Source organism: Pseudomonas mosselii, from assembly GCF_003205295.1.
Taxonomy (GTDB): domain Bacteria; phylum Pseudomonadota; class Gammaproteobacteria; order Pseudomonadales; family Pseudomonadaceae; genus Aquipseudomonas; species Aquipseudomonas mosselii_B.
Window position 1 is genome coordinate 1 of the sequence record NZ_QJRP01000035.1, and the last position, 20,097, is coordinate 20,097.

Sequence of the window (20,097 nt, forward strand, 5' to 3'; positions counted from 1 at the left end):
AGGGGGGAGAAGGGATCGTGGGAGCGGGCTTGCCCCGCGATGGCGCCGGCCCGGGCGATGAGGTCGTCAGGCCTGGCGCTATCGCGGGACAAGCCCGCTCCCACGAGTGTTACTTGGCAGTCACTGTTTCAGCGGCCTGCTCCTGCGACAGGCTATACACATAGGCCGCCAGCAGATGGACCTTGTCGTTGCCCTGGATGTCGTGCTGCGCCGGCATCTGGCCCTGACGGCCATAACGGATGGTCTGCTGCAACTGGGCGAAGCTCGAGCCGTAGATGAACGCCTGCGGATGGGTCAGGTTCGGCGCGCCCATGGCCGGGGTGCCCTTGCCTTCAGGCCCGTGGCAGGCCACGCAGTTGGTGGCGAAGATTTCCTGGCCCTTGGCCGGGTCGGCCTTGACGCCTTCGGGCAGGCTGCGGCCATCGAGGTTGGTCAGCACGAAGGCCGCCACATCGGCCACGCCCTGCTCGCCGATCACCGTGGCCCAGCCCGGCATGATGCCGTGGCGGCCGTTCATGATCGAGGCCTTGATGGTCTCCGGCTCGCCGCCCCAGCGCCAGTCGCTGTCGGTCAGGTTGGGGAAGCCGTAGGAGCCCTTGGCGTCGGAGCCGTGGCACACCGAGCAGTTGGAGGCGAACAGCCGGCTGCCCATTTTCAGTGCCTGCGGGTCCTTGGCCACTTCCTCCACCGGCATGGCGGCGTACTTGGCGAAGATCGGGCCGAACTTGGCGTCGGCCTTGTCCATCTCTTTTTGCCACTCGTCCACCTGGGTCCAGCCATTCTCGTAGCCAGGCAGGATGCCTTTCCAGTTGCCCAGGCCCGGGTAGAGGATCAGGTAGCCGACCGAGAACACCAGGGTGCCGACGAACAGCCAGAACCACCATTTCGGCAGCGGGTTGTCGTACTCCTCGATGCCGTCGAAGCTGTGGCCCATGGTCTGGTCGGTGGTGTCGCTGCTCTGGCCCTTGCGGGTGGCGAGCAGCAGCCAGGTCAGGCCGATCAGGCTGCCGATGGTCAGTACGCTGATGTACGTACTCCAGAAGGTGGTCATTGCCGGGTACTCCTCATTGCAGCAGGTTCCTGCCCGGCGGGGGGCAGGCGGTCGTCGACGAAGGGCAGCAGGCGCGCTTCGGCGAAATCACGGTCGCGGCGACGGTTGAACACCCAGAGCGACAGGCCGATGAAGGCGATCATCACCACCAGGGTGCCCAGGCCGCGGATCATGCCGATGTCCATTTCCATCGCACTCACCTCTTGTTCTTGATCGCGGTGCCGAGCACCTGCAGGTAGGCCACCAGCGCGTCCATCTCGGTCTTGCCCTTGACCGCGTCCTTGGCACCGGCGATGTCGTCGTCGGTGTACGGCACGCCGAGGCCGCGCAGGACGCGCATCTTGACGTCGGTGTGGCTGTTGTCGACCTGCGCGGCCACCAGCCACGGATACGACGGCATCTTCGATTCCGGCACCACGTTGCGCGGGTTGTACAGGTGCGCGCGGTGCCAGTCGTCCGAGTAGCGGCCGCCGACGCGGGCCAGGTCCGGGCCGGTACGCTTGGAACCCCACAGGAACGGGTGGTCCCACACGCTCTCGCCGGCCACCGAATAATGGCCATAACGCTCGGTTTCGGCGCGGAACGGCCGGACCATCTGCGAGTGGCAGCCCACGCAGCCTTCGCGGATGTAGATGTCGCGGCCTTCGAGCTGCAGGGCGGTATAGGGCTTCATGCCCTCGACCGGCTTGTTGGTGACGTCCTGGAAGAACAGCGGGACGATCTGGGTCAGGCCGCCGATGCTGACGGCGAACACCATCAGCAGGGCCATCAGGCCTATGTTTTTCTCAACGACTTCATGGTTCATCAGGCTCTACTCCTCAAGCCAGCTGGGCGTTGGCGGTGGCTTGCTCGGCGGCCGGGGCGCGCACGGTACGCCAGGTGTTCCAGGCCATCAGGAACATGCCGCTGAGGAAGATCACGCCGCCGACGAAGCGCACGACGAAGCCTGGGTGGCTGGCCACCAGGGTTTCGACGAACGAGTAGGTCAGCGTGCCGTCGCTGTTGACCGCGCGCCACATCAGGCCCTGGGCGATGCCGTTGACCCACATCGAGGCGATGTAGAGCACGGTGCCGATGGTGGCCAGCCAGAAGTGCGCGTTGATCAGCCCGAGGCTGTACATGCGTTCCTTGCCGAACACTTTCGGGATGGTGTGGTACAGCGCGCCGATCGAGATCATCGCCACCCAGCCGAGGGCGCCGGCGTGCACGTGGCCGATGGTCCAGTCGGTGTAGTGGGACAGGGCGTTGACCGTCTTGATGGCCATCATCGGGCCTTCGAAGGTGGACATGCCGTAGAACGCCAGCGAGACGACCAGGAAGCGCAGGATCGGGTCGCTGCGCAGCTTATGCCAGGCGCCCGAGAGGGTCATCATGCCGTTGATCATGCCACCCCAGCTCGGCGCCAGGAGGATCAGCGACATGATCATGCCCAGCGATTGCGCCCAGTCCGGTAGCGCGGTGTAGTGCAGGTGGTGGGGGCCGGCCCAGATGTACAGGGTGATCAGCGCCCAGAAATGCACGATCGACAGGCGATACGAGTACACCGGACGCTCGGCCTGCTTGGGCACGTAGTAGTACATCATCCCCAGGAAGCCGGCGGTCAGGAAGAAGCCCACGGCGTTATGGCCGTACCACCACTGCACCATGGCATCGGTGGCGCCGGCATACAGTGAGTAGGACTTGGTCAGGCTGACCGGCACTTCCAGGTTGTTGACGATGTGCAGGATCGCCACGGTGAGGATGAAGGCGCCGAAGAACCAGTTGCCCACGTAGATGTGCTTGGTGTTGCGCTTCATCAGCGTACCGAAGAACACCACGGCATAGGCCACCCAGACGATGGTGATCAGGATGTCGATCGGCCATTCCAGTTCGGCGTATTCCTTGGTGCTGGTGTAGCCCAGCGGCAGGCTGATCGCCGCCAGCAGGATCACCAGCTGCCAGCCCCAGAAGGTGAACGCGGCCAGGCGAGGCGCGAACAGGGTGGTCTGGCAGGTGCGTTGCACCGAATAATAGGAGGTGGCGAACAGGGCACAGCCGCCGAAGGCGAAGATCACCGCGTTGGTGTGCAAGGGTCGCAGGCGGCCGAAGCTGGTCCACGGCAGGTCGAGGTTGAAGGCGGGCCAGGCGAGCTGGGCGGCAATGAAGACGCCGAGCCCCATCCCGACGATGCCCCACACCACCGTCATGATGGCGAATTGGCGGACCACCTGATAGTTGTAGGCGGTACTGCTGGTTGTGTTCATGTATGGGTTCCCATCCACGGTTATAGGCAGGCTAAACAGCGAGGCAAGCATGATTAATGGGCAAAGTGCCGGTATTGACGGGGATCAATGGGCGAAGATCGAAAATGTCCCAGGCTTGCGCTGCGATCCTCCGAAAATGGCAGAGGATCGCGGCATTTCCAGTTGCCTGATCCTGGCCCACGGCGCCGGTGCGCCAATGGACAGCGGGTTCATGGAGGACATGGCGCAAAGGCTGGCGGGGCAAGGGGTAGGGGTGGTGCGCTTCGAATTTCCCTACATGGCCGAGCGGCGTTTAAACGGTGGCAAGCGACCGCCCAATCCGCAGAAGGTGTTGCTCGAATGCTGGCGGACTGTATACGACCAGATGCGACAATTAGTCGCAGGGCGATTGGCCATTGGCGGCAAGTCCATGGGCGGGCGCATGGCCAGCCTGCTGGCGGACGAACTGGGCGCCGATGCGCTGGTGTGCCTGGGGTATCCGTTCTATGCGGTGGGCAAGCCTGAGAAGCCGCGGGTGGAGCACCTGGCCGGGCTACGCACGCGAACGTTGATCGTGCAGGGCGAGCGGGATGCCCTGGGCAATCGTGAGGCGGTGGCGGGGTATGAGCTGTCGCCGGCGATCGAGGTGAACTGGCTGGCGGCGGCCGATCATGACCTCAAGCCGTTGAAGGCGTCGGGGTTCAGCCATGAGCAGCACATGCAGGCGGCGGCGCAGCGGGTGGCGGCTTTCCTGAAAGATTGATGCAGCCTTCTTCGCGGGTAAACCCGCTCCCACAGGGACGGTGCAATGCTCGAACCCTGTGGGAGCGGGTTTACCCGCGAAGAGGCCGGTGCAGGCTATCGCTTAGTCGCGATACTCGCACAGGTAAGCGGTATCCACGGCCACCTTCAGCTGGAACTTGCTGTCGGCGGCCACGTTGAACTTGTCGCCAGCGTTGAAGGTTTCCCAGTTGTCGCTGCCCGGCAGCTTCACGCTCAGGGCGCCGGAGACCACGTGCATGATCTCGCGCTTGGCAGTGCCGAACTCGTATTCGCCCGGGGCCATCACGCCCACGGTGGCCGGACCTTCCTTGCCTTCGAAGGCGATCGACTTGACGGTGCCATCGAAGTACTCATTGACCTTGAACATCGGGCGACTCCTGAAAAAGGACTGAAAAAAGGGCTGGCCAGTATGCCCAAGGCCCGCCCCTGCGTCATCTGTTTCAGGCGCTGCCCGGCGGCAGGCTCAGGGGCAGCAGGCGCGCGGTGTTGCGGGCGTCTTCCAGGGCCCGGTGCTGTTGCCCGGCGAACTGCAGGCCGGCCAGTTGCAGGGCGCTGTTCAGGCCTGCCGGGCGCTGCAGGTGGCGGGCCTTGGCGAAGCGCTGCTTGAGGTTGATGTGCGGTAGTTGCTCCAGCAGGCTGCGCACATGGTGCGCCTGCCATTCCTGCAGCAGCTGCTTGCGGTCGTAGTCGCCCCAGCTGACCCAGGCCTGCAGCTGCGCCTGGTGGTGGTCCAGCCAGCGTTCGAACGCGGCCCAGACCTCGGGGAAGGGCGCAGCGGCATCGACCTCGGCCTGGCCGATGTGGGTCAGCTCGCGACAGAAGGGGGTCAGCTGCGGCCGCCGCCGAGGCCGCACGAAGCGCTGGAAGTGGTCGACCTCGCGCCCATCGCGGGTGACCAGGCTTGCGCCGATTTCAATGATTTCCATCTCCGTGACCGGCCAGCCGCCGTCGTCGGTGGTGGCTTCCAGGTCGATCACCAACCAGTGACCCATGCCAGGCTCCCTATCAATGCAGAAAAACCGGCGCGCTTGCCGGGGCGCGTGCGCAGGCCAGTAGAGCGTAGCCAAACTCGAGGCCCACGACATCCCCTGGCACTTTGGCATATTCGGCGGTTGTGCCCGTGCGGGAAAACGCCTAGCTTAGGCGCATTCAGGCCCTTACCCGTGATGAGTGTCCCGACTTGATTCCACTGCCCAGTGCCAAGCTGTCGTCCTCCCTGTTGCTGTTCGCGACGGTTTTGCTGAGTGCCGGGGCGCAGGCCGAGGTGGTGCGGGAAGTGAAGATCGGGGCGGCGCATTTCCCGCCCTATACGGTGCGTCCGGAACAGGGAGCCGATACCGGCCTGCTGCCGCAGCTGGTGGAGTCGCTCAACCGCTCGCAGTCCCTGTACCGTTTCGTCCTGGTGCCTACCTCGATTCCCCGGCGTTTCGGCGATTTCCAGCAGGGTCGCACCGACATGGCGATCTTCGAGAATCCGCAGTGGGGCTGGCAGGAGATCGAGTACAAGGCGGTGGACATGGGACTGGAGGATGCCGAGATCTTCGTCAGCCGTCAGCAGGCCGGGCGTGACCAGCATTACTTCGACGACCTCGAGGGCAAGCGACTGGCGCTGTTCAATGGCTACCACTATGCCTTTGCCGATTTCAACGCGGACCCGGCCTGGTTGAAGAAGCGCTATCGCGCCACGCTGACCTATTCCCACGACAGCAACCTGAACATGGTCGAGCGCGGGCGTGCCGACATCGCCCTGGTCACCCGCTCGTACCTCAGCGACTTCCTCCAGCGCAACCCGGACAGCGCCGGCCAGTTGTTGGCGTCGCAACGGGTCGACCAGGTCTACCATCACTACGCGCTGCTACGCCCCGGGGCTTCCATCAGCCCCGAGGCCTTCGCCGGCCTGTTGCGTCGGTTGCGGGAGAATGGCGAGCTGCTGCGCATCTTCCAGCCCTACAAGATCACCGTCGAAGCACCGCACGACTAAATTTCGGCGAAGTTGCCGCGTATTCAGTAATGAGCGTGCAGGATTCTGCAGTGCCCGAGGCAAAGGCGTGCTCCTGTGGGAGCGGCTTCAGCCGCGAACACCGGCGCAGCCGGTGCCAGGCGCCGCGTTGGATTCTTCGCGGGTAAACCCGCTCCCACAGGGTCCAGCAGAATCGATGGAGAACAGCTCAGCCCAGGCGACTGCTCTTGCGGCAATGGATCAGCGCATCGCGGATCATGAAGTTGACCAGCGTCGGCGACACCCCCAGCTCCTTGGCGATGTCCTTCTGTGGCACGCCATGCAGGCGGTACATCTCGAAGGCGTAGCGGGTGCGCTTGGGCAGCTCGTCGAGGGCGTCGGCGATGTGTTCAAGGGTGGCGAGATTGAGGTGGGTGGCCTCGGGCGAGGCGTTCTGGATGACCACGTTCATCCCTTCCTCTTCGCTACCGGTGTACTTCAGCTCCATGGCCTGCTTGCGGTAGTGATCGATGGCCAGGTTGCGCACGATCTGGAACAGGTAGCTGAGCTGGGCCTTGAAGGAAGAGGTGATCTGCGGGGCGGCACTGAGCCTGAAGAAGGCGTCCTGCACCACATCCTCGGCGCGGGAGCGGCAACCGGTGATGCGCGCCGCGATCTTCACCAGGATGCTGCGGTTGTCGACGAATGCCTGGAGTAATGGTGAATCGCACTTACTTGTGGATAGTTGTTCCGCCATGGAAATCACCTTGTCTCGAAGAGGAGTGGGAGCGCACCCCTGAGGGAGGCTTCCTACGACGTGCGACAAACTATGCGTAATGATAATGATTGTCAAATACGAAAGTTAATGAGTTTTGATCAATTTTGGTTCTAAGCTCCAGGCTGTGAACTGCTTCACTCCATCCCTCTGCGCCCGGCCTTCCCGGGCCGTCCGACGGGCCTAATTTCTTCCCCGGCCCATCCGTTCCCCTGTGTACATCTCGGCTGCCGAACACTGCCCGCCTGTCGTGCGCGGGCCAGTCAGGCGCGACTCACCCAGACACTGGCAGGAACATTCCATGACGGACGCCTTCGAACTCCCGCACTCGCTGGTCCAGGCCCTGGCGCAGCGCGCCGCCCAGACCCCTGAGCGCATTGCCTTGCGCTTCCTGGCCGACGCGCCCGGCGAGCAGGCGGTGCTCAGCTACCGGGACCTCGACCAGCGCGCGCGGACCATCGCCGCGGCGTTGCAGGCCCGGGCCGGGTTCGGCGAGCGCGCCGTGCTGCTGTTCCCCAGCGGCCCGGACTATGTCGCGGCCTTCTTCGGCTGCCTGTATGCCGGGGTGATCGCCGTGCCGGCGTATCCGCCGGAGTCTTCGCGTCAGCATCACCAGGAGCGCCTGCTGTCGATCATCGACGACGCCGAGCCGCGCCTGCTGCTGACGGTAGAAGCGCTGTGTGACAGTTTGCAGGGCCTCGAAGCCCTGGCAGGGGCCAACGCCCCGGGCCTGCTGGCAGTGGATCGCCTGGACCCGCAGTTGGCCGGGCAGTGGCGCGAGCCTGAGCTCAAAGGCAATGACATCGCCTTCCTGCAGTACACCTCCGGCTCCACCGCGCTGCCCAAGGGCGTGCAGGTCAGCCATGGCAACCTGGTGGCCAACGAGCAACTGATCCGCCAGGGCTTCGGCATCGACCTGAACCCGGACGACGTGATCGTCAGCTGGCTGCCGCTGTACCACGACATGGGCCTGATCGGCGGCCTGTTGCAGCCGATCTTCAGTGGCGTGCCCTGCGTGCTGATGTCGCCGGGCTACTTCCTCGCCCGGCCGCTGCGCTGGCTGCAGGCGATCAGCGAATACGGCGGCACCATCAGCGGCGGCCCGGACTTCGCCTACCGCCTGTGCAGCGAGCGGGTCAGCGAGGCCGCAATCGCCGGCCTGGACCTGAGCCGCTGGCGCGTGGCCTATTCCGGTTCCGAGCCGATCCGCCAGGACAGCCTCGACACCTTCGCCGAAAAGTTTGCCGCCTGCGGCTTCGACGCCAGCAGCTTCTTCGCCAGCTACGGCCTGGCCGAGGCCACCCTGTTCGTCAGCGGCAGCCGCCGTGGCCAGGGCATCGGCGCCCTGGAGCTGGATGCCGAGGCCTTCGCCGCCAACCGTGCCGAGCCGGGCAAGGGCAGCGTGCTTATGAGCTGTGGCTATCCGCAGCCGGGCCACGCGGTGCGCATCGTCGAGCCGCAACAGCTGCAGGTGCTGGCTGACAACCAGGTGGGCGAGATCTGGGCCGGTGGCCCGAGCATCGCCCTGGGTTATTGGCGCAACCCCGAGGCCAGCGCCCGTACCTTCGTCGAGATGGACGGCCAGACCTGGCTGCGTACCGGCGACCTGGGCTTCATGCGCGATGGCGAGGTGTTCGTCACCGGGCGCCTGAAGGACATGCTCATCGTCCGCGGCCAGAACATCTACCCGCAGGATCTGGAAAAGACCCTGGAGCGCGAGCTCGAGGTGCTGCGCAAGGGCCGGGTGGCGGTGTTCGCGGTCGACGACCAGGGCGAGGAGGGCATCGGCGTGGCGGTGGAGATCAGCCGCAACGTGCAGAAGGCGCACACGCCCGAGGCGCTGATCAACACCCTGCGCCGGGTCATCGCCGATGCCTGCCGCCAGGCGCCGGCCGTGGTCCTGCTGCTCAACCCCGGCGCGCTGCCCAAGACCTCCAGCGGCAAGCTGCAGCGCTCGGCCTGCCGTCTGCGCATGAACGACGGCAGCCTGGATATCTACGCGCGGTTCCCGACGGCGCAAACGGCGCAGGAAAATGGCGTGGCCGCTGACGACCTGCAGGCACGGATCGCCGGCATCTGGCGTGAGCTGCTCAAGGTCGAATCGGTGGCGGCGGACGATCACTTCCTGCTGCTGGGCGGCAACTCCATCGCCGCCACCCAGGTGACCGCGCGCCTGGGCGACGAGCTGGGCCTGCAACTGAGCCTGCGCATCCTGTTCGAAGCACCGACCCTGGCCGAGTACAGCGCCGCCGTGGCGGCCATCCTCGCCGAAGGCGGCAGCGCCGCCGGCGTCATCCACAACCAGGACCGCGACCAGGCATTGCCGCAGTCCCTGGCGCAGAATCGCCTGTGGCTGTTGTGGCAACTGGAGCCGCAGTCCGCCGCCTACAACATCCCCGCCGGCCTGCACCTGCGCGGCGAGCTGGACGAAGCGGCGCTGCAGGCGAGCTTCCAGGCCCTGGTCGCCCGCCACGAATCCTTGCGCACGCTGTTCGACGAGGTCGATGGCCTGGCCGTGCAGCGCATCCTGCCGGAGCAGTCGTTCACCCTGCGCCATCTGGACCTCGAAGGGCTGTCGCCCGCCGAGGTGGCCGCGCGCCGTGAGGACGAGGCGCAGCAGCCGTTCGACCTGCGCCAGGGCCCGCTGCTGCGGGTGACCCTGGCGCGCCTGGACGACGAAGAGCACCAGCTGTGGGTGACCCTGCACCACATCGTCGCCGACGGCTGGTCGCTGAATATCCTGCTGGATGAGTTCGCCCGCCTGTACGCCGCCCAAGGCCAGGCCGTGCAACTGCCCGAACTGACGCTGGGCTACGCCGACTACGGCCAGTGGCAGCGCCAGTGGCTGGCCGACGGCGAGAGCGCCCGTCAGCTCGACTACTGGAAGAACACATTAGGTGACGAACTGCCGGTGCTCGACCTGTGCACCGACCAGCCTCGCGCCAGCCAGCAGCACACCTGCGCCGCGCGCCACAGCCTCAAGGTGCCGGCGGCGCTGACCAGCGCCCTCAAGGACCTGGCCCGCGACCAGCAGGCCAGTCTGTTCATGGTCCTGCTGGCCGGCTGGCAGGCCCTGCTGCACCGCTACAGCGGCCAGGGCGACATCCGCGTCGGCGTGCCCAACGCCAACCGACCACGTCTGGAAACCCAGGGCATGGTGGGCTTTTTCATCAACACCCAGGTGCTGCGCGCCGAGCTCGACGGCCGCCTGCCGTTCACCGGCCTGCTGGCCCAGGCGCGCCAGGCCACCCTGGAGGCCCAGGCCCATCAGGACCTGCCGTTCGAGCAACTGCTCGAAGCGCTGCCGCAGGCCCGTGAACAGGGCTTGTTCCAGGTCATGTTCAACCACCAGCAGCGTGATCTTTCGGCCCTGCGCCGTTTGCCCGGCCTGCTGGCCGAAGAGCTGCCGTGGCACAGCCGCGAGGCCAAGTTCGACCTGCAGCTGCACAGCGAGGAAGACCACCAGGGCCGCCTGACGCTGGCCTTCGACTACGCCGCCGGATTGTTCGAGGCGGCCACCGTCAAGCGCCTGGCCAGCCATCTGCTGGCCTTGCTCGAGCAGGTCTGCGCCGAGCCGCAGCTAGCCCTCGGCGAGGTGCGCCTGCTCGACGAGCAGGGCCGCGGGCAACTGCTCGGCTGGGGGCAGGCACCGATGGCGAGCGCGCCGCGGCTGTTGGTCGAGCAACTCAATGAACAGGCCCGCCTGACCCCCGAACGCACCGCGCTGGTGTGGGAGGGCGGCCAGCTCAGCTATGCCGAGCTGCACCAGCAGGCCAACCGCCTGGCCCACTACCTGCGCGACAAGGGCGTCGGCCCGGACACCTGCGTGGCCATCGCCCTCGAGCGTTCGCCGCAACTGCTGGTCGGCCTGCTGGCCATTCTCAAGGCCGGCGGCGCCTATGTGCCGCTGGACACCGACTACCCGGCCGAGCGCCTGGCCTACATGCTGGCCGACTGCAAGGCCGGCCTGCTGCTCAGCCACGCCAGCCTGCTCGACAAGTTGCCGCAGGTGGACGGCGTCAGCGCCATCGCCCTCGACCAGTTGCACCTGGACAGCTGGCCAAGCCAGGCCCCTGGCCTGCACCTGCACGGCGACAACCTTGCCTACGTGATCTACACCTCCGGCTCCACCGGCCAGCCCAAGGGCGTGGGCAACACCCACGCGGCCCTGGCCGAACGCCTGCAGTGGATGCAAGCCACCTACGCGCTGGACGCCAGCGATGTGCTGATGCAGAAAGCGCCGATCAGCTTCGACGTGTCGGTGTGGGAGTGCTTCTGGCCGTTGGTCACCGGTTGCCAGCTGGTGCTGGCCGGCCCCGGCGAGCACCGTGACCCGCAGCGTATCGCCCAGCTGATCCAGCAACACGGGGTGACCACGCTGCACTTCGTGCCGCCGCTGCTGCAGGTCTTTGTCCAGGAGCCGCTGGCCGCCGGCTGCACCAGCCTGCGCCGGCTGTTCTCCGGTGGCGAGGCGCTGTCCGCGGCCTTGCGTGACCGCGTGCTGCAACTGCTGCCGCACGTGCAACTGCACAACCGCTACGGCCCGACCGAAACTGCCATCAACGTCACCCACTGGCACTGCCAGGCGAGTGACGGCGAGCGCTCGCCCATCGGCCGTCCGCTGGGTAACGTGCTGTGCCGGGTGCTGGACGACGAATTCGAGTTGAGCGCGCCGGGCGTGCCCGGCGAGCTGTGCCTGGGGGGCGCGGGCCTGGCCCGTGGCTACCTCGGCCGCCCGGGGCTGACCGCCGAGCGTTTCGTGCCCCAGCCCGATGGCGACGGCGCGCGCCTGTACCGCAGTGGCGACCGTGCCCGCTGGCATGTGCAGAGCCAGGCCCTGGAGTACCTGGGCCGCCTCGACCAGCAGGTGAAGGTGCGCGGTTTCCGCGTCGAGCCCGAGGAAGTGCAGGCGGTGCTGCTGGCCCAGCTGGGTGTTGCCCAGGCCCTGGTGCTGATTCACCAGGACGCCGTTGGCGCCCAGCTGGTGGGTTACTACAGTGGCATCGAGCAGAGCGACGCGCTGCTGGCCGCGCTGGCCGAGCGCCTGCCGGCCTACATGGTGCCGGCGCAGCTCATTCACCTGGCGCAGATGCCCCTGGGGCCGAGCGGGAAGGTCGATCGCAAGGCGCTGCCGGCACCGGTCTGGCAGCAACGTGAACATGTCGAGCCGCAGAGCGCGCTGCAGCAGCAGGTTGCGGCGATCTGGCGCGAGGTGCTGAACCTGCCGCAGGTCGGCCTGCAGGACGATTTCTTCGCCCTCGGCGGCCACTCGCTGCTGGCCACCCAGATCGTCTCGCGCACCCGCCAGGCGCTGGATGTCGAGCTGCCGCTCAAGGCCCTGTTCGACGCCAGCGAACTGGGCGCGTTCTGCGCCGAGATCGCCCGCCTGCAGGACAGCGGCGAGCGCAACCGCCAAGGCGCCATCGCCCGCATCGACCGCCGCCAGGCCGTGCCGCTGTCGTACTCGCAGCAGCGCATGTGGTTCCTCTGGCAGATGGATCCGCACAGCCCCGCCTACAACGTCGGCGGCATGGCCCGCTTACAGGGGCCGCTGCATGTGGACGCCTTCGAACGTGCCCTGCAGGCGCTGATCGTGCGCCATGAAACCCTGCGCACCACCTTCCCCAGCATCGACGGCAAGCCCTACCAGTGCGTAGCCGACGACAGCCACCTGCAACTGCACTGGCACGACTACAGCGCCCTGGCCGATCAGGCCCGCCAACAACGGCTGCAGCAACTGGCCGACGACCAGGCGCACCAGCCGTTCGACCTGGAGCGCGGCCCGCTGCTGCGCGCTTGCCTGGTCAAGGCCGGCGAGCGCGAGCACTACTTCGTCCTGACCCTGCATCACATCGTCACCGAAGGCTGGGCCATGGACATCTTCGCCCGTGAACTGGGCGAGCTGTATGAAGCCTTCGTCGACGAGCGCGAGTCGCCACTGGCGCCGCTGCCGGTGCAGTACCTCGACTACAGCGTGTGGCAGCGCCAGTGGCTGGAAAGCGGCGAGGGCGCTCGCCAGTTGGCCTACTGGAAAGACCGCCTGGGCGACGAGCACCCGGTGCTGGCGCTGCCGGCCGACCGTCCGCGCCCGGCGGTGCAGAGCCACCGCGGCGAGCTCTACCGCTTCGACCTGGATCCTGCGCTGGTCAAGCGCGTGCATGCCTTCAACAGCCAGCGCGGCCTGACCCTGTTCATGACCATGACCGCCACCCTGGCCGCGCTGCTGCACCGCTACAGCGGCCAGCGCGACCTGCGCATCGGCGCGCCGGTGGCCAACCGCATCCGTCCGGAAAGCGAAGGGCTGATCGGCGCCTTCCTCAACACCCAGGTGCTGCGCTGCGAGCTGGACGGGCAGATGAGCGCCGGCGCGTTGCTCGACCAGGTGCGCCAGACCATCATCGACGGCCAGTCGCACCAGGACCTGCCGTTCGAGCAACTGGTCGAGGCCCTTCAGCCGCCGCGTTCGAGCGCCTACAACCCGCTGTTCCAGGTGATGTGCAACGTGCAGCGCTGGGCCTTCCAGCAGAGCCGTGAGCTGGTGGGCATGCAGGTGGACTACCTGCTCAACGACGCCAGCGCCACCAAGTTCGACCTGTACCTGGAGGTCACCGACCTCGACGGCCGCCTGGGCTGCTGCTTCACCTACAGCCGCGACCTGTTCGACGAACCGCGTATCGCCCGCATGGCCGAGCACTGGCAGCAGCTGCTGGTGGCGCTGATCGACGACCCGCAACAGCGCCTGTGCGAACTGCCGATGCTCGCCGAGGCCGAGCAGCAGGTGCTGATCGGCCAACTCCAGGGCGAGCAGGACTTCGAGCTGAACCAGACGCTGCACGGGCTGTTCGCCGCCCAGGCCGAGCGCACCCCGCAGGCCCTGGCCCTGACCTTTGCCGGCCAGCACCTGAGCTACGCCGAGCTCGACCAGCAGGCCAACCGCCTGGCCCGCGCCCTGCGCGAGCGTGGCGTCGGCCCGCAGGTGCGGGTGGGCCTGGCGCTGGAGCGCTCGCTGGAGATGGTGGTGGGCCTGCTGGCCATTCTCAAGGCCGGTGGCGCCTACGTGCCGCTGGACCCGGAATACCCGCTCGACCGCCTGCGCTACATGATCGAGGACAGCCGCCTTGGTCTGCTGATCGGTCAGCGCGACTTGCTCGACACCCTGGGCGAACTGCCGCCGGGTGTCGCGCGCTGGAGCCTGGAAGACGATGCCGCGAGCCTGTCCGCCTACAGCGATGCCGCCCTGGACAACCTCAACCTGTCGCAGCACCAGGCTTATCTGATCTACACCTCCGGCTCCACCGGCAAGCCCAAGGGCGTGGTGGTCAGCCACGGTGAAATCGCCATGCACTGCAAGGCGGTGATCGCCGAGTTCGGCATGCGCAGCGACGACTGCGAGCTGCATTTCTATTCGATCAACTTCGACGCCGCCAGCGAACGCCTGCTGGTGCCGCTGCTGTGCGGCGCCCGCGTGGTGCTGCGCGCCCAGGGCCAATGGGGCGCCGAGGAAATCTGCCAACTGGTACGCGAACAGCAGGTCAGCGTGCTCGGCTTCACCCCGAGCTACGGCAGCCAGTTGGCCCAGTACCTGGCCGGGCAGGGCGAGCAATTGCCGGTGCGCCTGGTGATCACCGGCGGCGAAGCGTTGACCGGCGAACACCTGCAGCGCATCCGCCAGGCGTTTGCTCCGCAACAATTCTTCAACGCCTACGGCCCGACCGAGACCGTGGTCATGCCGCTGGCGTGCCTGGCGCCGGACACGCTGCCCGTCGATGCCGGCAGCGTGCCGATCGGCCGGGTGATCGGCGCCCGCACCGCCTATATCCTCGACGACGACCTGGCCCTGTTGCCGCAGGGTGGCATCGGTGAGCTGTACGTGGGCGGCGCGGGCCTGGCCCAGGGTTACCACGACCGTCCGGGTCTGAGCGCCGAGCGCTTCGTCGCCGACCCGTTCAGCCATGACGGTGGCCGCCTGTACCGCACCGGCGACCTGGTGCGGCTGCGCGCCGATGGCCTGGTGGAATATGTCGGTCGTGCCGACCAGCAGGTGAAGATCCGCGGCTTCCGTATCGAGCTGGGCGAGATCGAGAGCCGACTGCAGGAGCACGCCGATGTTGAAGAGGCGGTGGTCCTGGCCCTCGACCTGCCGGGCGGCAAGCAGCTGGTGGGCTACCTGGTGTGCCCACAGGCGAGCGCCGACGGCGAGGCCCAGGCCCTGCTGCGCGAGGCGGTCAAGGCCGATGCCCGCCAGCACCTGCCGGACTACATGGTACCGGCGCACCTGGTGCTGCTCGACAGCCTGCCGCTGATGGGCAACGGCAAGCTCGACCGTCGCGCGCTGCCGGCGCCGGACCTGGAGCAGGCGCGCCAACACTACCAGGCCCCGGCCAACGAGCTGGAAAGCCAGCTGGCGCAGGTCTGGCGCGAAGTGCTCAACCTGCCGCGTATCGGCGTGCAGGACAACTTCTTCGAACTGGGCGGCGACTCGATCCTGTCGATCCAGGTGGTCAGCCGTGCCCGTCAGCTGGGGCTGCAGTTCACCCCGCGCGACCTGTTCCAGCACCAGACCATCCAGACCCTGGCGGCGGTGGTGACCCACAGCGCGACGCCGAGCAGCATCGAGCAGGGCGCGCGCGAGGGCCACAGCGGCCTGACGCCGATCCAGCACTGGTTCTTCGACAGCGAAGTGCCGCAACCGCAGCACTGGAACCAGGCGGTGCTGCTGCAGGCGCGCCAGCCATTGCAGGCTGAGGCGCTGGAGCAGGCCCTGGCCGCGCTGGTCGAGCACCATGACAGCCTGCGGCTGCGCTTCGACCAGGCCAACGGCCGCTGGCAGGGCGAGTACGCCCAGCCGAGCGCGCAGCCGTTGCTGTGGACCGCGACCGTGACCGACTTCGAAGACTGCCAGGCGCTCTATACCGATGTGCAGCGCAGCCTCGACCTTGCCGAGGGGCCGCTGCTGCGCGCCTTGCTGGTCAGCGATGACCAGGGCACCCAGCGTCTGCTGCTGGCGATCCATCACCTGGTTGTCGATGGCGTGTCCTGGCGCGTCCTGCTGGAAGACTTGCAGGCGCTGTACCGCGGTGAATCGCTGGCTGCCAAGACCCATGCCATGGGCGACTGGGCGGCACGCCTGGCCAGCTATGCCGGCAGCGATTCGCTGCGCGACGAACTGGACTGGTGGGAAGGCCAATTGGGTAGCGCCCGCCGCGAACTGCCCTGCGACCATCCCCAGGGCGGCAACCGGCACCGCCATGCCCGCAGCATCGCCATCGAACTGAACGTCGAACAGACCCGTCAGTTGCTGCAACAGGCGCCGGCGGCCTACCACACCCAGGTCAACGACCTGCTGCTGACCGCCCTGGCGCGCACCCTGTGCCAGTGGAGCGGCGACCAACAAGTGCTGGTGCAACTGGAAGGCCATGGCCGCGACGGCTTGTTCGAGGACATGGACCTGACCCGCAGCGTCGGTTGGTTCACCAACGCCTACCCGCTGAGCCTGAGCCCGCAGATGGGCGAGGGCGAGTCGGCCCGTGCCGATTCGATCAAGCGCATCAAGGAGCAGCTGCGCCAGGTACCGCACAAGGGGCTGGGCTATGGCGTGCTGCGCTACCTGGCCGACCAGGCCGGGCGCGAGCGCATGGCCGCGTTGCCCCAGGCACGCATCACCTTCAACTACCTGGGCCAGTTCGACCAGCAGTTCGACCAGGCGGCGCTGTTCCAGCCGCTGGATGCCCCCGCGGGCCTGGCCCATGACCTCGACGCGCCGCTGCCGAACTGGCTGAGCGTCGATGGGCAGGTGTACGGTGGCGCGCTGCAACTGCGCTGGAGCTTCAGCGCCGAGCGCTACGACGAAGCGACCATTGCCCGCCTGGCCGAAGCCTACCGCCAGGAACTGCTGGCCCTGGTCGGCCACTGCCTGGTGGACGGCAACGGCAGCTTCACGCCGTCGGACTTCCCGCTCGCGCAACTGACCCAGGAGCAGATCGACGCGCTGCCGATCCCGGCCGCCGAGATCGAGGACGTCTACCCGCTGACGCCGATGCAGGAAGGCCTGTTGCTGCACACCCTGCTCGAGCCGGGCACCGGCATCTACTACATGCAGGACCGCTACCGCATCAACAGTGCCCTCGACCCCGAGCGCTTCGCCCAGGCCTGGCAGGCCGTGGTGGCGCGCCACGAGGCGTTGCGTGCGTCGTTCAGCTGGAACGCCGGCGAAGCGATGCTGCAGATCATCCACAAGCCGGGCAAGACCCCGGTGGACTACCAGGACTGGCGCGGCCTCGACGAGACCGCCCAGGAAGCGCGCCTGCAGGCCCTGCACAAGCAGGAACGCGAGGCTGGCTTCGAACTGCTGCGCGAAGCGCCGTTCCACCTGCGCCTGGTGCGCGTGGACGACGCACGCTACTGGTTCATGATGAGCAACCACCACATTCTCATCGATGCCTGGTGCCGCTCGCTGCTGATGAACGACTTCTTCGAGATCTACCAGGCCCTGGGCGAAGGGCGCCAGGCCCAGTTGCCGGTGCCGCCGCGCTACCGCGACTACATCGGCTGGCTGCAGCGCCAGGACCTCGACGAGGCGCGCCAGTGGTGGCAGGCCAACCTGGCCGGCTTCGAACGGGCCACGGCGATCCCCAGCGACCGACCGCTGCGCCACGATCACGCCGGTGACGGCATGGTAGTGGGTGATTGCTACACCCGCCTCGAAGTGAGCGAGGGCGCGCGCCTGCGCGAACTGGCCCAGGCCCACCAGCTGACGGTCAACACCTTCGCCCAGGCGGCCTGGGCGCTGACCCTGGCGCGCTACAGCGGCGACCGCGACGTGGTGTTCGGCGTCACCGTGGCCGGGCGCCCGGTGAGCCTGCCGCAGATGCAGCGCACGGTCGGTCTGTTCATCAACAGCATCGCCCTGCGCGTGCAGATGCCGCAGCCCGGCGAGCGGCGCAGCGTGCGTGAATGGCTGCAAGGCCTGCTCGACCGCAACATGCAGTTGCGCGAGTACGAGTACCTGCCGCTGGTGGCGATCCAGGAGTGCAGCGAGCTGCCCAAGGGACAGCCACTGTTCGACAGCCTGTTCGTGTTCGAGAATGCCCCGGTGGAGACCGCCGTGCTCGACCACGCCCAGCACCTGGACGCCAGCTCCGACTCGGGCCGCACCCACACCAACTTCCCGCTGACCGCGGTGTGCTACCCGGGCGATGACCTGGGCCTGCACCTGTCGTTCGACCAGCGCTACTTCGACTACCCGACCGTCGAGCGCCTGCTCGCCGAGTTCAAGCGCCTGCTGCTGGCGCTGGTCGAGGGCTTCGATGGCGAGGTGGATGAGCTGGCACTGCTGGGCGCCGACGAGCAGCGCTTCCTGCTCGAGGACTGCAACCGCACCGAGCATAGCTACGCCCTGGAGCAGAGTTACGTCGAGCTGTTCGAGGCGCGGGTCGCCGCGCACCCGCAGCGCACCGTCGCCCGCTGCCTGGAGGCGTCCTACGACTATGCAGGGCTGAACGTGGCGGCCAACCGCCTCGGCCATGCTCTGGTCGAGGCCGGCGTGGCCATCGACCAGCCGGTGGCGCTGCTGGCCGAGCGCGGCCTGGCGCTGCTGGGCATGATTGTCGGCAGCTTCAAGGCCGGCGCCGGCTACCTGCCGCTGGATCCGGGCCTGCCGTCGGCGCGCCTGCAACGCATCGTCGAGCTCAGCCGCACGCCGGTGCTGGTGTGCAGCGCGGCCTGCGCCGAGCAGGCGAGCCAGCTGCTCGACGAAGTGGCGGTCGCGGCGCGGCCGAAGCTGCTGGTCTGGGAAAAGGTGCAGGCGAGCAACGTGGCCAGCCACAACCCTGGCATCCACAGCGCGCCGGACAACCTTGCCTACGTGATCTACACCTCTGGCTCTACCGGCCTGCCCAAGGGCGTGATGGTCGAGCAGCGCGGCATGCTCAACAACCAGCTGAGCAAGGTGCCGTACCTGGCCCTGGACGAGCAGGACGTGATCGCCCAGACCGCCTCGCAGAGCTTCGACATCTCGGTGTGGCAGTTCCTCGCAGCGCCGCTGTTCGGGGCCAAGGTGCAGATCGTGCCGAACGCCATCGCCCACGACCCGCAGGGCCTGCTGAACCATGTGCAGGCCGCCGGCATCACCGTGCTGGAAAGCGTGCCGTCGCTGATCCAGGGCATGCTGGCCAACGACCATCAGGCTCTGGACGGCCTGCGCTGGATGCTGCCGACCGGTGAGGCGATGCCGCCCGAGCTGGCCGCGCAGTGGCTGCAGCGCTATCCGGCCATCGGCCTGGTCAACGCCTATGGCCCGGCGGAGTGTTCGGATGACGTGGCGTTCTTCCGCGTCGATGCCGCTTCGACCCAGGGCAGCTACCTGCCGATCGGCACGCCGACCGACAACAACCGCCTGTACCTGCTCGGCGAGGACCAGACCCTGGTGCCACTGGGCGCGGTGGGCGAGCTGTGCGTCGCCGGAACGGGCGTGGGCCGTGGCTATGTCGGCGACCCGCTGCGCACGGCGCAGGCTTTCATCCCGCACCCGTACGGTGCGCCGGGCGAGCGCCTGTACCGCACCGGCGACCTGGCTCGCCGTCGTCCGGACGGCGTGCTGGAGTACGTGGGGCGTATCGACCACCAGGTGAAGATCCGCGGCTACCGCATCGAACTGGGCGAGATCGAGGCACGCCTGCACGAGCAAACCGAACTGCGCGATGCCGCGGTGGGCGTGCAGGAAGGCGTCAACGGCAAGCACCTGGTCGGTTACCTGGTGGCGCACCAGGGCGTCCCCGCCGACGCCGCGCTGCTCGACCAGCTCAAGCAGCGTCTGCGCGCCGAACTGCCGGAGTACATGGTGCCGCTGCACTGGGGCTGGTTCGACAGCCTGCCGCACAACGCCAACGGCAAGCTCGACCGCAAGGCGCTGCCGGCCATCGAGATCGGCGGCCAGCACAGCCAGGCTTACCTTGCGCCGCGCGACGAGCTGGAGCAGACCCTCGCCGGCATCTGGGCCGATGTGCTCAAGGCCGAACGGGTGGGCGTGTGCGACAACTTCTTCGAGTTGGGCGGACATTCGCTGCTGGCGACGCAGATCGCCTCGCGGGTGCAGAAGGCCCTGCAGTTGAACGTGCCGCTGCGGGCGATGTTCGAGTGCAGCACGGTGCAAGAGCTGGCGGACTATGTGCGCGGGCTGCAGGACAGCGCGCTGGATGACGCCAAGGTCGATCGGTTGAGCGACCTGATGGCGGAGCTGGAGGCGTTGTAGCCGCATTGCCTTCAGCGCAGGGCTTGTCTGTTCCCACAGGATCAGGCAAGCCCTGCGCTGAGGCGCCTAAGTGGCGCC

The 20,097-nt window shown here is 67.3% G+C and carries 10 protein-coding genes; 3 read left to right on the forward strand and 7 right to left on the reverse strand.

The genetic code is table 11. The features are described 5' to 3' along the window. Positions 1 to 109 precede the first annotated feature (109 nt). Genes ccoP through ccoN form a run of 4 tightly spaced genes read right to left on the reverse strand, consistent with a single transcriptional unit; the run spans position 110 to position 3,294 of the window. Positions 110 to 1,051, reverse strand: coding sequence for a cytochrome-c oxidase, cbb3-type subunit III (gene ccoP / locus DMX06_RS22290; protein ID WP_110739383.1), 942 nt, complete (start codon positions 1,049 to 1,051; stop codon positions 110 to 112). Beyond that, positions 1,048 to 1,242 carry a cbb3-type cytochrome oxidase subunit 3 gene (locus DMX06_RS22295; RefSeq protein ID WP_023632287.1) on the reverse strand — a complete coding sequence of 65 codons (195 nt, stop codon included), beginning with the start codon at positions 1,240 to 1,242 and terminating at the stop codon, positions 1,048 to 1,050. The genes ccoP and DMX06_RS22295 overlap by 4 nt, the downstream gene beginning before the upstream one ends. A 5-nt stretch (positions 1,243 to 1,247) precedes the next feature. After that, complete coding sequence (gene ccoO, locus DMX06_RS22300) at positions 1,248 to 1,856, reverse strand: cytochrome-c oxidase, cbb3-type subunit II (protein WP_110739384.1); 609 nt, start codon at positions 1,854 to 1,856, stop codon at positions 1,248 to 1,250. A gap of 13 nt (positions 1,857 to 1,869) precedes the next feature. Next, on the reverse strand, positions 1,870 to 3,294 hold the full coding sequence (gene ccoN / locus DMX06_RS22305; protein ID WP_050706570.1) for a cytochrome-c oxidase, cbb3-type subunit I: 1,425 nt from the start codon (positions 3,292 to 3,294) through the stop codon (positions 1,870 to 1,872). Positions 3,295 to 3,343: 49 nt separating this feature from the next. Here ccoN and DMX06_RS22310 point away from each other — a divergent pair, with 49 nt between their 5' ends. Further along, positions 3,344 to 4,036: an alpha/beta family hydrolase gene (locus tag DMX06_RS22310; protein WP_110739410.1), complete on the forward strand. Its 693-nt coding sequence runs from the start codon at positions 3,344 to 3,346 to the stop codon at positions 4,034 to 4,036. A 102-nt stretch (positions 4,037 to 4,138) separates the two neighbouring features. Here the strand turns inward: DMX06_RS22310 and ppnP are convergent, their stop codons facing one another. Beyond that, complete coding sequence (ppnP, locus tag DMX06_RS22320) at positions 4,139 to 4,423, reverse strand: pyrimidine/purine nucleoside phosphorylase (RefSeq protein ID WP_038705716.1); 285 nt, start codon at positions 4,421 to 4,423, stop codon at positions 4,139 to 4,141. A 73-nt stretch (positions 4,424 to 4,496) separates the two neighbouring features. Next, complete coding sequence (locus DMX06_RS22325; RefSeq protein ID WP_110739385.1) at positions 4,497 to 5,048, reverse strand: exonuclease domain-containing protein; 552 nt, start codon at positions 5,046 to 5,048, stop codon at positions 4,497 to 4,499. A gap of 188 nt (positions 5,049 to 5,236) precedes the next feature. Between DMX06_RS22325 and DMX06_RS22330 the strand changes: the two genes are divergently transcribed. After that, on the forward strand, positions 5,237 to 6,037 hold the full coding sequence (locus DMX06_RS22330; RefSeq protein WP_110739386.1) for a substrate-binding periplasmic protein: 801 nt from the start codon (positions 5,237 to 5,239) through the stop codon (positions 6,035 to 6,037). A gap of 187 nt (positions 6,038 to 6,224) precedes the next feature. Here the strand turns inward: DMX06_RS22330 and DMX06_RS22340 are convergent, their stop codons facing one another. Beyond that, entirely contained in the window at positions 6,225 to 6,752 is a 528-nt protein-coding gene (locus DMX06_RS22340; RefSeq protein ID WP_110739387.1) for an RNA polymerase factor sigma-70, read from the reverse strand. Positions 6,753 to 7,071: 319 nt separating this feature from the next. On the opposite strand from DMX06_RS22340, the gene DMX06_RS22345 reads away from it, so the two are divergent. Next, positions 7,072 to 20,019 (forward strand): non-ribosomal peptide synthetase, encoded by a 12,948-nt coding sequence (locus tag DMX06_RS22345; RefSeq protein ID WP_110739388.1) that lies wholly within the window; start codon positions 7,072 to 7,074, stop codon positions 20,017 to 20,019. Positions 20,020 to 20,097: the final 78 nt, after the last annotated feature.

Excerpts from the sequence above, each read along its gene's own strand:
- ccoN (WP_050706570.1), bottom strand. The coding sequence starts at position 3,294 with ATGAACACAACCAGCAGTACCGCCTACAACTATCAGGTGGTCCGCCAA.
- DMX06_RS22325 (WP_110739385.1), bottom strand. The coding sequence starts at position 5,048 with ATGGGTCACTGGTTGGTGATCGACCTGGAAGCCACCACCGACGACGGC.
- ccoO (WP_110739384.1), bottom strand. The coding sequence starts at position 1,856 with ATGAACCATGAAGTCGTTGAGAAAAACATAGGCCTGATGGCCCTGCTG.
- DMX06_RS22295 (WP_023632287.1), bottom strand. The coding sequence starts at position 1,242 with ATGGAAATGGACATCGGCATGATCCGCGGCCTGGGCACCCTGGTGGTG.
- ccoP (WP_110739383.1), bottom strand. The coding sequence starts at position 1,051 with ATGACCACCTTCTGGAGTACGTACATCAGCGTACTGACCATCGGCAGC.
- DMX06_RS22340 (WP_110739387.1), bottom strand. The coding sequence starts at position 6,752 with ATGGCGGAACAACTATCCACAAGTAAGTGCGATTCACCATTACTCCAG.
- DMX06_RS22310 (WP_110739410.1), top strand. The coding sequence starts at position 3,344 with ATGATTAATGGGCAAAGTGCCGGTATTGACGGGGATCAATGGGCGAAG.
- ppnP (WP_038705716.1), bottom strand. The coding sequence starts at position 4,423 with ATGTTCAAGGTCAATGAGTACTTCGATGGCACCGTCAAGTCGATCGCC.
- DMX06_RS22345 (WP_110739388.1), top strand. The coding sequence starts at position 7,072 with ATGACGGACGCCTTCGAACTCCCGCACTCGCTGGTCCAGGCCCTGGCG.